Below are 13,973 nucleotides of genomic sequence, written 5' to 3'. Positions count from 1 at the left end.
GTGACGTCCATCGACCTCAACGCCGATCTCGGCGAAAGCTACGGTGCATGGACTCTCGGCGACGACGACGCGATGCTCGCCCTGGTGTCGAGCGCCAACGTTGCGTGCGGCTTCCATGCCGGTGATCCCACCACTCTGCTGCGTACGTGCCGCTCCGCCGCGAAAGCGGCCGTGCGAATCGGAGCGCAGGTCGGTTATCAGGATCTCGCCGGGTTCGGCCGACGCTTTCTCGACGTAGCCCCTGTCGATCTCACCGCCGACGTGATCTATCAGATGGGCGCACTCGACGGCCTCGCTCGGGTCTCCGGTTCGGCCATCGCCTACGTCAAACCGCACGGCGCGCTGTACAACGCCATCGTGCACCATCGCGGCCAGGCCAAGGCCGTGGTCGACGCCGTCACCGCGTACGACGCGACGTTGCCGGTACTTGGCCTCCCCGGTTCGGTGTTCCTCGAGGAAGCCGAACGAGCCGGATTGCGCACCGTCGCAGAGGCTTTCGCCGACCGCGCGTACACCCCGCAGGGAACGCTGGTGTCCCGCTCGGAACCCGGTGCCGTGCTGTCCGATCCCGACGCCGTCGCCCAGCGCGTGCTGACCATGATCACCGAGGGCACAACACTGGCGGTCGACGGCTCGCGCATCGAGGTCGTGGCCGAGTCGATCTGCCTGCACGGCGACTCCCCCGGCGCGGTCGCGATGGCCACGGCTGTCTCGGAGTTGCTGCGCGCCAACGGTATCGATATCACCGCTTTCGTCTGATGCGCATTGTGCCGGCGGGCGAGAATGCGGTACTCGTCGAGTTCGACGGTCTGGACGAGACGATGGCGTATTACCGTGCGCTTTCACTGCACACACCGGCAGGCGTCGTCGATCTGGTTCCCGCCGCCCGCACCGTGCTGGTGATGTTCGACGGGCCGAAGCAGCCGATACTGGACTGGATCTCGGCCACCGAACCCGCAGTCACCACAGACGACGACCGGTCCGACACCGTGACCATCTCGGTGGTCTACGACGGCGAAGATCTCGACGAGATTGCCCGCCTGACCGGCCTGTCCACCACCGAAGTCGTTGCCGCACATATCGACCAAGCGTGGACCGTCGCATTCGGCGGCTTCGCACCCGGCTTCGGCTACCTCGTCGGCACCGACACGCGACTGCACGTTCCGCGGCGCACGTCACCGCGCACCAGCGTTCCGGCCGGTTCGGTGGGACTGGCAGGTGAGTTCTCGGGCATCTATCCGCGCTCCTCCCCGGGCGGCTGGCAGCTGATAGGACGCACCGACGCGCCACTGTGGAACCTCGACCGTGACCCACCCGCGTTGCTGCGGCCCGGCACCACCGTCCGATTCGAGCAGGCATGAGAGCCGTGACCGTTCTGCAGACGGGACCACTGTGTACCGTCCAGGATCGCGGTCGCCCAGGGTATGCGTCGATCGGAGTCGGCTGCTCGGGTGCCGCGGACCGGCACTCACACGATGCCGCGAACCGATTGGTGGGCAACAACTCCGACGCCGCGACCCTGGAGGTGACCTTAGGTGGCCTGAAGCTACGCGCCGAGTTCGACGCCGTCGTGGCCGTCACCGGGGCGCACGTGATCTGCCGCGTGGACGGCACCGTGCAGGGACTGAATTCGACGCTCGTGGTCCGAGCCGGACAGGAACTGGAATTGTCCGCGCCCACATGGGGTCTGCGTAGCTACCTGGCCGTGCGGGGTGGGATCGACGTCCCTGCCGTCCTCGGCAGCCGTGCGACGGACACGATGTCCGGTCTCGGGCCCGAACCACTTTCCCCCGGCACTGTGCTCGCCGTCGGCAACGACAGCGGTAGATGGCCCGCCGCGGATTTCGGTATTCCGCCGCCATCGAGCCGAGCCACACTGCATGTCACGTTCGGGCCGCGCGAGAACTGGTTCACCGAGCGCGCACGATCGCTTCTGCTCGAGCAGCCGTGGACGGTCACACCGGACACCGATCGCGTCGGAATCAGGCTCGATGGATCCGAACCGCTGACTCGCGCAATCGACAGCGAATTGAGCAGTGAGGGAATGGTTCTCGGGGCGTTGCAGGTTCCGCCGTCGGGCCAGCCGGTGCTGTTTCTCGCCGACCATCCCGTCACAGGCGGTTACCCGGTGATCGCCGTCGTCACTGCGGCCGATGTATCCGCCGCCGCGCAGCTGACGCCCGGAACGCAGATACGTTTCCGGGCCCGCTGACCGTTGCTACCCGCGGCGTTGACGCGCGATATCGGCCAGCACGACGCCCGCGGCGACGGATGCGTTGAGTGATTCCACCGGCCCTGCCATCGGGATCGACAGGATGTGATCGCAGGTCTCGCTGACCAGACGCGACAGGCCCTTGCCCTCGGATCCGACGACGATGACGACCGGACCCTTGCCGTCGAAGGTGTCGAGTTCGGTGTCGCCACCGGCGTCGAGGCCGACGACGGTGACGCCCTTGGACTGCCAATCCTTCAGCGTACGAGTCAGATTCACTGCTCGCGCGATGGGCAGGCGAGCTGCGGCACCGGCACTGGTACGCCATGCCACTGCGGACACGCTGGCACTGCGCCGCTGCGGAATCACGACGCCATGGCCGCCGAAGGCAGCCACCGATCGCACGACGGCACCGAGGTTGCGGGGGTCGGTGATGTTGTCGAGCGCCACGAGCAGAGCCGGCTCCTGGTGCGTGCGCGCGTTCGAGATCAGATCGTCGGGATGCGCGTAGCGGTACGGCGGAACCTGCAGGGCCAGGCCCTGGTGCAGGCCGTTGGCGCTGAGCTTGTCCAGATCCGAACGGGGAACTTCGAGGATGGAGATCCGCGCATCGCCTGCGCGCTGCACGGCTTCCTTGAGTCGATCGTCGCTGTCGGTACCGACGGCAACCCACAGTGCGGTGGCGGGCACGCCTGCACGCAGGCACTCGACGACCGGGTTGCGCCCGAGTACCACCTCGGGACCGTCTTCGGCCTTGCGTCCGGCCGGTCGTCCACCCGCGCGGCCACCGGTGGTGCCGCCGCGGTTCGTTGCGGACTTCTCGGCGAGCTTGGCCCGACGCGCGGCGGGATGCTTGGTGCGCTCGGAGGCGGGAGGCGTCGCGCCACGGCCCTCGAGGCCCTTACGACGCTTGCCGCCGGAACCGGCGACCTGCCCCTTCTTGGTGCCGTCCTTGCGGATCGCGCCGCGCCTACTCGAATTGCCTGCCATCACAAACCTGCTTCGTCGGTCTTGCTCGTACCCAGCGACCATTCGGGCCCGTTGGGTGTATCTGTCACGTCGACTCCGGCCTTGGCCAGTCGATCGCGAATGTCGTCGGCGGCGGCCCAGTCCTTGGTCGCCTTCGCCGTTGCTCGACGCTCCAGCTCGGCCTGGACCAGGACGCCGAGTGCGTCCAGAGCTGCTGCGTCGGAACCACTGTCGTTGCTCCAATGCGGATCGAGCGGGTCGACACCGAGGATGTCGAGCATCGCTCGCACGCTGCCGGCGTACTCCACCGCTGCCGGTAGGTCACCGGATTCGAGTGCGGTGTTGCCGAGTTTGACGGTGGCGTGAATCTCGGCCAGCGCCTTGGGAACTCCGAGGTCGTCGTCGAGGGCCTCGGCGAATCCGGCCGTCCACTTGCCCATCGGTACCTCACCGGTGCGTTCGACGGCTCGTCGGATGAACCCTTCGATACCCCGGTATGTCACGGCTGCGGTCTCGAGTGCGGTATCGGAGTACTCCAGCATCGAGCGGTAGTGTGCTCCGCCGAGGTAGTACCGAAGCTCTTGCGGTCGAACCTTTTTCAGCACGTTCGGTACCGAGAGCACGTTGCCGAGGGACTTCGACATCTTCTCGCCGCCCATCGTCACCCACCCGTTGTGCAGCCAGTACCGCGAGAAGCCGTCTCCGGCCGCCATGGACTGCGCGCGCTCGTTCTCGTGATGCGGGAACACCAGATCGAGCCCGCCGCAGTGAATGTCGAAATCCGCGCCGAGATAGTTCTCCGCCATCGCCGAGCACTCGAGGTGCCAGCCCGGACGGCCGGGGCCCCACGGCGTCGGCCACGACGGCTCGTCGGGCTTCGCGCCCTTCCACAGCGTGAAGTCGCGCGGGTCACGCTTGCCCTCGGCGACGCTCTCGCCCTGGTGCACGTCGTCGAGCTTGTGCCCGGACAGCGCGCCGTAGCTCGGGAAGCTCTGCACGTCGAAGTAGACGTCCCCGCACGAATCGGCGTAGGCATGGCCACGTTCGATCAACCGCTCGATCATCTGGACCATCTGGGTGATGTGCCCGGTCGCGCGCGGCTCCGCGGACGGCGGGAGCACCCCGAGGCGGTCGTACGCCCAGGTGAAGGATCGCTCGTAGGTAGCAGCCCACTCCCACCACGGACGGCCGGCATCACGCGCCTTGTTGAGGATCTTGTCGTCGATGTCGGTGACGTTGCGAACGAAGGCGACGTCGTAATCGTGCGCCAGCAACCAGCGGCGCAGAACGTCGAACGCGACGCCGCTGCGAACATGGCCGATATGGGGTTCACCCTGCACCGTCGCCCCACACAGGTACACCGATACATGGCCAGGGACCAAGGGGGTGAATTCCCGCAGGGCCCTCGTCTCGGTGTCGTGTAGGTGAAGGGTCACGACCAGCAATGCTACCGGTGGTTTTACCTCGTCATGACAAGTGCGGTCGCGATGGCCGCGATTCCTTCGCCGCGACCGGTCAGCCCGAGCCCGTCGGTGGTGGTCGCAGACACCGATACCGGCGCACCGAGCACCCGCGAAAGAACTTCCTGGGCCTCGACGCGGCGCGGTCCGATCTTGGGCCTGTTGCCGATGATCTGCACCGCAGCGTTGCCGATCGCGAATCCGTCCGCGTCGAGCAGCCGCTTGACCTCGGTCAACATGGCTGCTCCACTGACCCCGTCCCATTCCGGACGACCGGTCCCGAACACCGATCCGAGATCGCCCAGTCCTGCCGCGGACAGCAGCGCGTCGCACAGGGCGTGCGAGGCAACGTCGCCGTCGGAATGCCCGTCGAGTCCGTCTGCGTCCTCGAACAGCACACCGGCCAGCCAACAAGGCCGACCGGGTGCAATGGGATGGACGTCGGTGCCGATGCCGACTCTCATGGCTCGTCTCGACTGTTCACAGCAGGGCCTTTGCCAGTAGCAGGTCGTGTGGAGTGGTGATCTTGAACGCGAGTGCATCGCCGACGATGGAGTGCACCGTCTCGCCGATTCGCTCGACGAGGCCTGCGTCGTCGGTGGAGATATCGGATGTTGCGTCGTAGGCGCGACGCAGGACGTCGGCGTCGAAGCCCTGCGGGGTCTGCACAGAGCGCAGACTCGCGCGGTCCGGGGTACCGACCACTGCGCCCATGATGTCGACTTCCTTGATGGTGTCGACGACCGGGAGAACCGGGATGACGGCGGAGCGTCCGGCTCGTACCTCGGCCACGACGCGGGCGATCAGCGTCGGTGGGGTGAGGGCGCGGGCGGCATCGTGGACGAGCACAACGGCTGCGTCGCCGACAGCGGCGAGACCGGCACGCACCGAATCGGTGCGCTCGAGCCCTCCGGCCACGACGGTGACGTCGTCGCCGACATGACAGCGGGCCGCGTCGAGCAGCTCGGCCGGCACGATGACGACGATGCGATCGACGGCACCCGACGCCAGGAGACCGTCGACGGACCGTTTCAGAAGAGAGTCGGTACCCAGACAGACGAATGCCTTCGGCTCGTCGTATCCGAGCCGAAGGCCTTTGCCTGCAGCGGGTACCAGGGCGACCACGTCGCCGGCAGTACCGTTCACTCTAGGAAGCTGTTGCGAGAACTTCGTCGAGCATGGTGTCGGCCTTGGCCTGATCGGTTCCTTCGGCAAGTGCGAGCTCGCCGACCAGAATCTGCCGAGCCTTGGCGAGCATGCGCTTCTCGCCTGCCGACAGTCCGCGGTCCTGCTCACGTCGCCAGAGATCGCGGACGACCTCGGCAACCTTGTTCACGTCACCGGAAGCAAGCTTCTCCAGGTTGGCCTTGTACCGGCGCGACCAGTTGGTGGGCTCTTCGGTGTGCGGCGCGCGGAGCACCTGAAAGACTTTGTCGAGGCCTTCTTGCCCGACGACGTCGCGAACGCCTACGTACTCTGCGTTGTCCGCGGGAACTCGAACGGTGAGGTCGCCTTGCGCGACCTTGAGAACCAGATACTCTCTCGGTTCACCCTTGATGGTGCGTGTCTCTATCGCTTCGATCAGCGCCGCTCCGTGATGGGGGTAAACGACGGTGTCTCCGACCTTGAAAATCATGTGACAAGTGCCCCTTTCGATTTACCCAGAATACCACGGCTCATATCAACGGTGCAGGTCAGGGGCATAGCGGTGCCGAATCAGGGGTTGACACAGACGGATCGACGTGTATCCGGGGCCACATTTTCCCGTGGGTCGTTCCGCGGTCCCCGCGCCTGACAGGCACCCTCACCTGGCGTCATCGGGCCGCTGGCAGACCCCACGAGCGGCCGGTGGACGAGAACTACTACTCTGCCTAGTGGACGAGATGGACCGAGCCGGCCCGGCACCACATGGAGGACGACCGAAGTGACTGCAATCGACGCTGTGACACCGCTTGGCCGCCATCGCAGGACGGCCGCCGCCCTCGCCCTTCTCGCCGGTGGCGCATTCGCCCTCACCGCGTGCGGCGCTGGTCAGATCTCCCAGACGGCTACTCAGGTAGCAGCCGTCAACGGCAACTCCGCCGACGTCGGGGACATCCAGCTGCGCAACGTGCACGTGGTGTACCCCGATTCGCAGGAGTACAGCATCGAGCCCGGCGGCACCGTCGAGCTGGGCTTCACAGCCATCAACGCCAGCCCCGCCGTCGCCGACGAACTGACCGGCATTTCCTCCCCCGAGGCCCAGGTCACCATCGTCGACGAGGCGGAATCGGGCAGCAACGAGATCGCTCCACAGACCGCGCTCGGCGCAGGTTCGCCCGCCGACGTTCAGCTCGACGATCCGCTTCTGCCGATCCAGTTGATCAAGGTCGAGATGGCCGACATCAGCCAGAATGTTCGACCGGGCCTGACCCTGCCGATCACGTTCGAGTTCGCGAATGCAGGCGAGGTCGTCGTCAACGTGCCGGTCGACGCCGGTCACGAGCTCGAGCGCTCCGAAGACGCAGTATCCGAGCACAGCGAAGGCGAGTAGCCGCCGCCCCGACCCTGTCGGTGCCGATCGTTAGGCTTCCGACGTGGTCAAACTGAAGTCGAGCTACCGCTGCTCTGCGTGCCGTCACTCGGTCGCGAAATGGGTCGGTCGCTGTCCCGAATGCGGCGACTGGGGCTCGATGGACGAGGTCCAGGCCACTGCCGCTCCGCTCGCGACACGCGCAGGCGCATCGGCCCTGCGTTCGGGCGGCGGGGCCATGATTCCCACGACGCCCGCTGCGGCTCTGACGACCATCAGCAGTGCCACCTCCCAGGCCAACGCCACCGGGATCGACGAGTTCGATCGTGTTCTGGGTGGCGGCCTCGTCCCCGGTTCGGTCGTGCTCCTTGCCGGCGAGCCCGGAGTCGGCAAGTCGACGCTGTTGCTCGAGGTGGTGCATCGGTGGGCCCGCTCGGCACTCGATCGCCGTGCGCTCTACGTCACGGGCGAGGAGTCCGCGGGACAGGTGAGGTTGCGGGCCGATCGCACCGGCGCAGTACACGAGCGCGTCTTCCTCGCCGCCGAGTCCGACCTCGCCACCGTCTTCGGCCACGTGGAGCAGGTCAAGCCCAGCCTGCTGATCGTCGATTCCGTGCAGACGATGCTCGCCGCAGACGTCGACGGCGTCATCGGCGGCGTCACCCAGGTTCGCGCCATCACGAGCGCCCTGACCACGCTGGCCAAGACGACCGGGGTTGCGGTGCTGCTCGTCGGGCACGTCACCAAGGAGGGCGCGGTGGCAGGTCCGCGGTCGCTCGAGCACCTCGTCGACGTGGTGCTCAACTTCGAGGGCGACAAGCACTCCACTCTGAGGATGATCCGCGGCGTCAAGAACCGGTTCGGCGCATCCGACGAGGTCGGCTGCTTCGAGCTGCGCGAAACCGGAATCGTCGGTATCAGTGACCCGTCCGGGTTGTTCCTGCATCATCGGGGCGACGCCGTGCCCGGAACCGCCGTCACCGTCACGATGGACGGCAAACGGCCGCTGCTGGCCGAGCTGCAAGCGTTGATCGTCGACACCGCGATGCCGTCGCCCCGGCGCGCGGTCAGCGGGCTGGATCATTCCCGCGTGGCGATGATCCTGGCCGTGCTGGAACGCCGGTGCGGGGTCAAGGTGTCCAAGGCGGAGGTCTATGCGGCGACGGTCGGCGGGATGCGCACCAGCGAACCGTCCGCTGATCTCGCGTTGGCTGCGGCGGTCGCATCTGCGGTCCGCGATCAACCACTTCCCCCGGGCATGGTGATTCTGGGCGAAGTGGGTCTGGCAGGCGAGGTGCGCCGCGTCGCCGGGCTGGGTCGCCGTCTCGCCGAGGCCGCCCGATTGGGGTTCAACTACGCCATCGTCCCCGAGGACGCCGGCCCCATACCGGACGGCATCAAGGTCAAGACCGTCACCAACGTCGGCGAGGCGTTGACCTACACGCGTATGCGGCCGGTATGACACCGGGCAGTATTCTTTGTCGGGCTGCCCACATGCGGCAGCGCAGTACTCTCTATCCGCACGGAACATAACCACCGCACGAGCAGACACTCGGCCGCGCTTGAACGACACGAGGGGGGTTGGCCATGGAGGGCACCACGCCGTCCCCAGCGTTGCGCGAAACCATCGCGCGGCTCGCACCGGGAACGGCCCTGCGCGACGGTCTCGAGCGAATTCTGCGCGGCCGCACCGGCGGCCTGATCGTCCTCGGATACGACGACGAGGTCGAGGCGATCTGCGACGGCGGGTTCGAGCTGGATGTCGAGTTCGCGCCGACCAGACTTCGCGAGTTGTCGAAAATGGATGGCGCAGTGGTGCTTTCGACCGACGGCAAGCGAATCGTCCGCGCCAATGTGCAGCTTGTCCCCGACCACAAGATCCCCACCGTCGAATCCGGCACCCGACACCGCGCCGCCGAGCGAACTGCCATGCAAACCGGCTATCCCGTCGTCTCGGTGAGCCAATCGATGAGCATCGTCAGCGTCTACATCGGCGGTATCAGGCACGTCGTGGAAGGCTCGGCCACCATCCTCTCGCGCGCCAATCAGGCCGTCGCGACCCTCGAACGCTACAAGGCCAGGCTCGACGACAACACACGTCAACTCTCGGTGGTCGAGATCGAGGACTTCGTGACCCTGCGCGACGCCCTGACTGTCGCGCAGCGCCTCGAGATGGTGCGGCGAGTGTCGGTGGAGATCGAGCAGAACGTCCTCGAACTCGGCACAGACGGTAGGCAGCTCGCGCTTCAGCTCGAAGAGTTGTTGGGCGACAACGACGTCGATCGCCAACTGATCGTGCGCGACTACCTCGCCGGCAACGAACCGTCGAGCACCACCGGAGTCGAGAAAGCGCTCGCCGCACTGGACAAGCTGACCGACGTCGATCTGCTGGATCTGACGACGCTGGCCCGCGCCTTCGGATATCCCGCGACCATCGAGGCCCTCGACACCCCGATGAGCCCTCGCGGGTACCGGGTACTGACCCGAGTTCCGAGGTTGCAGTTCAGCCAGATTCACCGACTGGTCGGCGCGTTCGGCACCCTGCAGGGTCTGCTCGCGGCCACCGCAGCCGACCTGCAGTCCGTCGACGGCATCGGTGGACTGTGGGCTCGTCACATCCGCGAAGGCCTCTCCAGACTGGCCGAGGCCTCGATCTCGGGTCCGTACGACTAGGACTTCTTCTTCGTCCCCGGCAGGAAGCCTGCGTCGATCACGGCCTTCACGTACGGCCGGGCACTGGTGATCAACTGCTCTGCGTCCGGAACGTTCTTCCATACGGCCGACGCCATGATGTCGGTGCGATCCTCGATGTGCTGATCGAGCGCGACGCCGTCAACGGTCAACGTCTCGCCCTCCGCAGAGATGGTGAGCAGTCCGCGAACAGCGAGTCGCTCTGCAGCAGAACCCCATTCGCTCTCGGACCACTGCCTGGTCAGCTGCGTGATGCGCTTGCCGAGCGCCCGACGGCCGGGCTGCGGGGTCGGCCGGTCGGCCTCGTGGAAGACGGCGGCCTCGACCGCGTCGAGTTCTGCGTCGATCAGTGCGGCCAGGTGTCCGTCACCGCGCCATTCGCGTAGCACGGTGATCGAGTGCCAGAGGGCGAGATGCGGTACCTCGGGTCGAGCGGCGGAGTGCCACGCGGCCGCGAGCGGTCGGCCCGCGAACGAGGCGGTGTCGCCGATGTCGCCCAGACGGCCCGCCAACGTGGCGAGCGCAGGGTCGTCCGCCAAAGAGCCGAGAGCCGCTCCGAGGACGGAGTCGAGCAGGGTCAACCGACGATCGGACACCGCCTCCAGGCCGATGGCAACGGCGGCAGGCCACGCACGCTCGATCAGTGCCGGATTGAAGTTGTAGAACGCAGCTGCGACGACACTCGGCGCGCACGGACCCATCGGTGCCGCCCGAGCCCCGACGTACCAGGCGTGCCCGTCGAGGCCGGTGTCCTCGTACGCCGATCCCAGTTCAGGATTGAAGTACGCAGTGACGTGAAAGGGTTCGAGCGTCTGGTAGGCGGCGCGGGCGAGAGCTGTCGAGGTGGTCATGAGATACGAACGTACTCAGCCGGTGATGTTGAACGGCTCCGGCACGCTCTTGAGCTCGCCGAGCTGGGCGATCGTCTGGTAGGCACCGACGCCGACCGGGATGCGCTCTTCGCCGCAGCCTGGGACCGAGTTGGTGCCGGACCATTTGACGGTGAAGCCGGCCTGTTCGCCGGGCTTGAAAGTGCGCAGATCCGACGCGGCGTTGGGGAAGCAGTCGATGTTGGACCAGATGCGCTGATTGTCGAGGGTGTAGACGAGCGCCTGCTGCAACCCGGCACCGACATCGCGCTGGCATTCGGTGGAGCTGATGTTGGTGATGACCACGGTGAACACGGGCTCTTCGCCCAGACGGTAGGTGGCCTTGTCCGGCGTCACCTTGATTGCGAGTGACTGATCCGGGCACTGGTTGGAGATCACCGGGGCCGGCGCGCCACTGGTGGTCGCAGCTGCGCCACCACCGGCAGCGGAGTCGGTGGCTCCACCGGAACCACCCGAACCGCCGCCGGAGCCACCCGCGCCGCCGGAATCGGCGTCGGTGGCAGAAGAGCTGGGTGACGGCAGAGCCGAGGACGTCGCCGGAGCCGCAACAACGCCTGCGGGGGCGGCCTCGGTGTCGTCGGAACCACCACTGAGCGAGGCGATGAACCACACGATCAATCCGAGGACGACAACGGCCGCACCGATGGCTAGCGCACGGCGTCGCCAGTAGATTTCGGGAGGCAAAGGCCCGGTCGGTTCCAACACGAATCAACCGTATGCGGCCGAAGCCACGCTATCCCTGAGCCCACGCGGCGTGTCGCGTCGTTGAACTCACCGAGGTGGGGTCCGAGTTGGTTCAGGCAGGCATTTCACCGATGTCGCCGATGACCTCTCGCAACTGCGCATGGCCCTTCGACAGTTGGTAGGTGAGGCCGACGATCGCGAGTTCCCCTGCTTCGACCTTGTCGGCGATGATTCGCGAGCGCTGCATCAGCAGATTGCCCGTCTCCTGTACGTGCCGTGCCTCGAACTCGTCGACGGCTTCGTGACCGTCACGTCGGGCCGAGAGCACCGACGGGGTGACGCGTTCGACGACGTCGCGGATGTATCCACCCGGGACGTCTCCGCTTTCGAGTGCATCGACGGTCGCCTGGACTGCGCCGCAGTGATCGTGGCCGAGCACCACGATCAGCGGCGCATTGAGCACCGCGACGCCGTACTCGATGGATCCGAGAACGGCGGAATCGACGACGTGACCAGCGGTGCGGACGACGAACATGTCGCCGAGACCCTGGTCGAAGATGATCTCGGCAGCAACACGCGAGTCGGCGCAGCCGAACAGAATGGCGCCGGGATGCTGAGCACTTTCGAGGCGAGCACGGTCCTCGATGCCCTGCGACGGGTGCAGGACCTCTCCGGAGACAAACCGTTGGTTGCCTTCCTTGAGGGACTTCCAGGCAGCGATGGGATTCGAAGCAGGCATGGTTTCCATTGTGCACGCGCAGCGGGCGCACAGCGAGTTGGGATCACGTGGATCGGGCTACCGGCGAGTCGGGTTGACTACTGTTGGGGCCGATCACAGACACGACGAGAAGGGCGACCACTTGCCGATCGATGCCGACGCTCTGCTCGGGTGGTTCGACACCGACGGACGCGATCTGCCGTGGCGGCGGCCAGGCGTCAGCGCGTGGCAGATCCTGATGAGCGAGATCATGCTGCAGCAGACGCCGGTGGTGCGGGTCGCGCCCATCTGGGAGCAGTGGGTTCAGCGTTGGCCGGTGCCTTCCGCGATGGCCGCGTCCTCGCAGGCCGAGATACTCCGCGCGTGGGGCAAGTTGGGCTATCCGCGTCGAGCACTGCGGTTACACGAATGCTCCCGCGTGCTCGCCGAGGAGTACGGCGACGAGGTGCCCGCCGACGTCGAGACACTGTTGGGCCTGCCGGGCATCGGGGCATACACCGCGCGCGCAGTGGCGTGTTTCGCCTACGGTCAGCGAGTTCCGGTGGTCGACACCAATGTTCGACGCGTCGTCGCGCGTGCGATGCACGGCAACGCCGAGCCTGGAAATCCATCCACGACACGGGATCTCGCCGACGTCGAACAGTTGCTCCCGGAGAGCGTCCCGCGTTCCGCCCGCTACTCGGCGGCGTTGATGGAACTGGGCGCACTGATCTGTACCGCCAAGAATCCGGCATGCCTGCTGTGCCCGCTCCCGGAGTGCGCCTGGATCGAGGCCGGCAGGCCCGCGCACACCGGCCCTGCCAAGAAGGTCCAGAAGTTCGCGGGGACGGATCGTCAGGTGCGAGGAAAGCTCATGTCGGTACTGCGCGAGAGCACCGGCCCGGTCGAGCGCGCCCAACTCGACATCGTCTGGCCCACCGACCCGACGCAACGCGACCGAGCTCTCGATTCACTGCTGACCGACGGATTGATCGAACAAACCGAGTCGGGATTGTTCGCACTCGCGGGTGAGGGTTCGGACGGCTAGGACGCCAGAAACTCCACGAGAGTCGCATTGACCGCATCCGGGCGTTCGAGGTAGCCGAAGTGACCGGTGTCGGCGATCTCGACGTAGCGCGCACCCGGTATCGCGTCGGCGACGTCGCGGCACTGATGCACCGGGATCATGCGGTCGTCCGTGAATCCGATGACGAGCGACTTGGCCGCGATTCTCCGGTACGCCGCCAATCGATCTGTCCCGGTGCGCATTTCGAGTCCGATCTGCGCCCGCATGCCCGCAGTCTTTCTGCCACCGGAGTATTCGAGGATCGCCAGCCAATCACCGATCGCCGAGTCGTCGGCCAGCGTCTTCGGTGAAAAGTTCTGCATTGCAGTCATCGCCGCCCGGTACGACGCGGGGAGTTCGATTCCAGCGTCGTGAAGATCTTTCTCCCCCTTCGACAGTTGCTCGCGGAAGGTACCGGACTTCCCGTAGGTGGCCATCATCACTGCATGCGAGACCAGATCCGGCCTGGCCAAAGCCAATTCCTGGGTGACGCGGGCACCCATCGAGGTGCCCACGACGCGTGCTGCGCCGCCCCCGAGGTGCTCGATGAGGGCAGCGGTGTCGCCGACCAGGTCGTCCAGCGTCATCCCGCTCGCACACTCGGAAGACGGTGCGATACCGCGATTGTCGAAGGTGACGACCCGGTACCCCTGCTTCACCAGCACCGGAACCTGATGTGTTCGCCAGACTCGTCCCGGGCTACCGGTGCCCATCACCAACACCACGAGCGGACCGTCGCCGGTGACGTCGTAGTTGAGGTCGATTCCGTTGAGCTTCGCGAGCGGCATTCGG

Annotated in this window: 16 protein-coding genes; 7 read left to right on the top strand and 9 right to left on the bottom strand. The window is 66.4% G+C overall.

The window, feature by feature from the left end:
• From R4P57_RS21350 to R4P57_RS21340, 3 genes are read left to right on the top strand one after another with little or no spacing between them, the layout of a single operon-like run.
• Nucleotides 1–759, top strand: a complete 759-nt coding sequence (locus tag R4P57_RS21350) for a 5-oxoprolinase subunit PxpA (protein ID WP_317804848.1) — start codon at nucleotides 1–3, stop codon at nucleotides 757–759.
• A complete protein-coding gene (gene pxpB / locus R4P57_RS21345; protein ID WP_317804846.1) occupies nucleotides 759–1,361 on the top strand; it encodes a 5-oxoprolinase subunit PxpB in 603 nt (200 codons plus the stop codon). Before R4P57_RS21350 ends, pxpB begins: the two co-directional genes overlap by 1 nt.
• Nucleotides 1,358–2,212, top strand: a complete 855-nt coding sequence (locus R4P57_RS21340; RefSeq protein ID WP_317804845.1) for a biotin-dependent carboxyltransferase family protein — start codon at nucleotides 1,358–1,360, stop codon at nucleotides 2,210–2,212. The genes pxpB and R4P57_RS21340 overlap by 4 nt, the downstream gene beginning before the upstream one ends.
• A gap of 6 nt (nucleotides 2,213–2,218) precedes the next feature.
• Here R4P57_RS21340 and rlmB read toward each other — a convergent pair whose 3' ends face one another.
• Genes rlmB through R4P57_RS21315 form a run of 5 tightly spaced genes read right to left on the bottom strand, consistent with a single transcriptional unit; the run spans nucleotide 2,219 to nucleotide 6,277 of the window.
• A complete protein-coding gene (gene rlmB / locus R4P57_RS21335) occupies nucleotides 2,219–3,202 on the bottom strand; it encodes a 23S rRNA (guanosine(2251)-2'-O)-methyltransferase RlmB (protein WP_317804844.1) in 984 nt (327 codons plus the stop codon).
• On the bottom strand, nucleotides 3,202–4,617 hold the full coding sequence (gene cysS, locus R4P57_RS21330; RefSeq protein ID WP_317804843.1) for a cysteine--tRNA ligase: 1,416 nt from the start codon (nucleotides 4,615–4,617) through the stop codon (nucleotides 3,202–3,204). Before cysS ends, rlmB begins: the two co-directional genes overlap by 1 nt.
• Nucleotides 4,618–4,640: 23 nt before the next feature.
• On the bottom strand, nucleotides 4,641–5,105 hold the full coding sequence (ispF, locus tag R4P57_RS21325; protein WP_317804842.1) for a 2-C-methyl-D-erythritol 2,4-cyclodiphosphate synthase: 465 nt from the start codon (nucleotides 5,103–5,105) through the stop codon (nucleotides 4,641–4,643).
• 16 nt (nucleotides 5,106–5,121) lie between these two features.
• Nucleotides 5,122–5,787: a 2-C-methyl-D-erythritol 4-phosphate cytidylyltransferase gene (gene ispD / locus R4P57_RS21320; RefSeq protein WP_317804841.1), complete on the bottom strand. Its 666-nt coding sequence runs from the start codon at nucleotides 5,785–5,787 to the stop codon at nucleotides 5,122–5,124.
• A gap of 1 nt (nucleotide 5,788) precedes the next feature.
• Complete coding sequence (locus R4P57_RS21315; RefSeq protein ID WP_027494344.1) at nucleotides 5,789–6,277, bottom strand: CarD family transcriptional regulator; 489 nt, start codon at nucleotides 6,275–6,277, stop codon at nucleotides 5,789–5,791.
• A 288-nt stretch (nucleotides 6,278–6,565) separates the two neighbouring features.
• Between R4P57_RS21315 and R4P57_RS21310 the strand changes: the two genes are divergently transcribed.
• The 3 genes from R4P57_RS21310 (at nucleotide 6,566) to disA (ending at nucleotide 9,826) form a co-directional block, all read left to right on the top strand.
• On the top strand, nucleotides 6,566–7,174 hold the full coding sequence (locus R4P57_RS21310) for a hypothetical protein (protein WP_317804840.1): 609 nt from the start codon (nucleotides 6,566–6,568) through the stop codon (nucleotides 7,172–7,174).
• A gap of 43 nt (nucleotides 7,175–7,217) precedes the next feature.
• Nucleotides 7,218–8,615, top strand: a complete 1,398-nt coding sequence (gene radA / locus R4P57_RS21305; RefSeq protein WP_317804839.1) for a DNA repair protein RadA — start codon at nucleotides 7,218–7,220, stop codon at nucleotides 8,613–8,615.
• 125 nt (nucleotides 8,616–8,740) lie between these two features.
• Nucleotides 8,741–9,826, top strand: coding sequence for a DNA integrity scanning diadenylate cyclase DisA (gene disA, locus R4P57_RS21300; RefSeq protein WP_121872158.1), 1,086 nt, complete (start codon nucleotides 8,741–8,743; stop codon nucleotides 9,824–9,826).
• On the opposite strand, the gene R4P57_RS21295 is transcribed toward disA, so the two are convergent.
• The 3 genes from R4P57_RS21295 to R4P57_RS21285 form a co-directional block, all read right to left on the bottom strand.
• A complete protein-coding gene (locus R4P57_RS21295; protein ID WP_317804837.1) occupies nucleotides 9,823–10,695 on the bottom strand; it encodes an SCO6745 family protein in 873 nt (290 codons plus the stop codon). The genes disA and R4P57_RS21295 overlap by 4 nt on opposite strands.
• Nucleotides 10,696–10,710: 15 nt before the next feature.
• On the bottom strand, nucleotides 10,711–11,439 hold the full coding sequence (locus tag R4P57_RS21290; RefSeq protein ID WP_317804836.1) for a hypothetical protein: 729 nt from the start codon (nucleotides 11,437–11,439) through the stop codon (nucleotides 10,711–10,713).
• Nucleotides 11,440–11,530: 91 nt separating this feature from the next.
• Entirely contained in the window at nucleotides 11,531–12,157 is a 627-nt protein-coding gene (locus R4P57_RS21285) for a carbonic anhydrase (RefSeq protein WP_317804835.1), read from the bottom strand.
• Between the two features lie 121 nt (nucleotides 12,158–12,278).
• Between R4P57_RS21285 and R4P57_RS21280 the strand changes: the two genes are divergently transcribed.
• Nucleotides 12,279–13,163 (top strand): A/G-specific adenine glycosylase, encoded by an 885-nt coding sequence (locus tag R4P57_RS21280; RefSeq protein ID WP_317804992.1) that lies wholly within the window; start codon nucleotides 12,279–12,281, stop codon nucleotides 13,161–13,163.
• Here R4P57_RS21280 and R4P57_RS21275 read toward each other — a convergent pair.
• Nucleotides 13,160–13,969: an alpha/beta hydrolase gene (locus R4P57_RS21275; protein WP_317804834.1), complete on the bottom strand. Its 810-nt coding sequence runs from the start codon at nucleotides 13,967–13,969 to the stop codon at nucleotides 13,160–13,162. The two genes, R4P57_RS21280 and R4P57_RS21275, sit on opposite strands and share 4 nt — an antisense overlap.
• Nucleotides 13,970–13,973 lie beyond the last annotated feature (4 nt).

The organism is Rhodococcus sp. IEGM 1330 (assembly GCF_033142445.1).
Lineage (GTDB): Bacteria > Actinomycetota > Actinomycetes > Mycobacteriales > Mycobacteriaceae > Rhodococcoides.
Note: the sequence above shows the minus strand (reverse complement) of the source record. Positions and strands in the feature narration are given on the sequence as shown.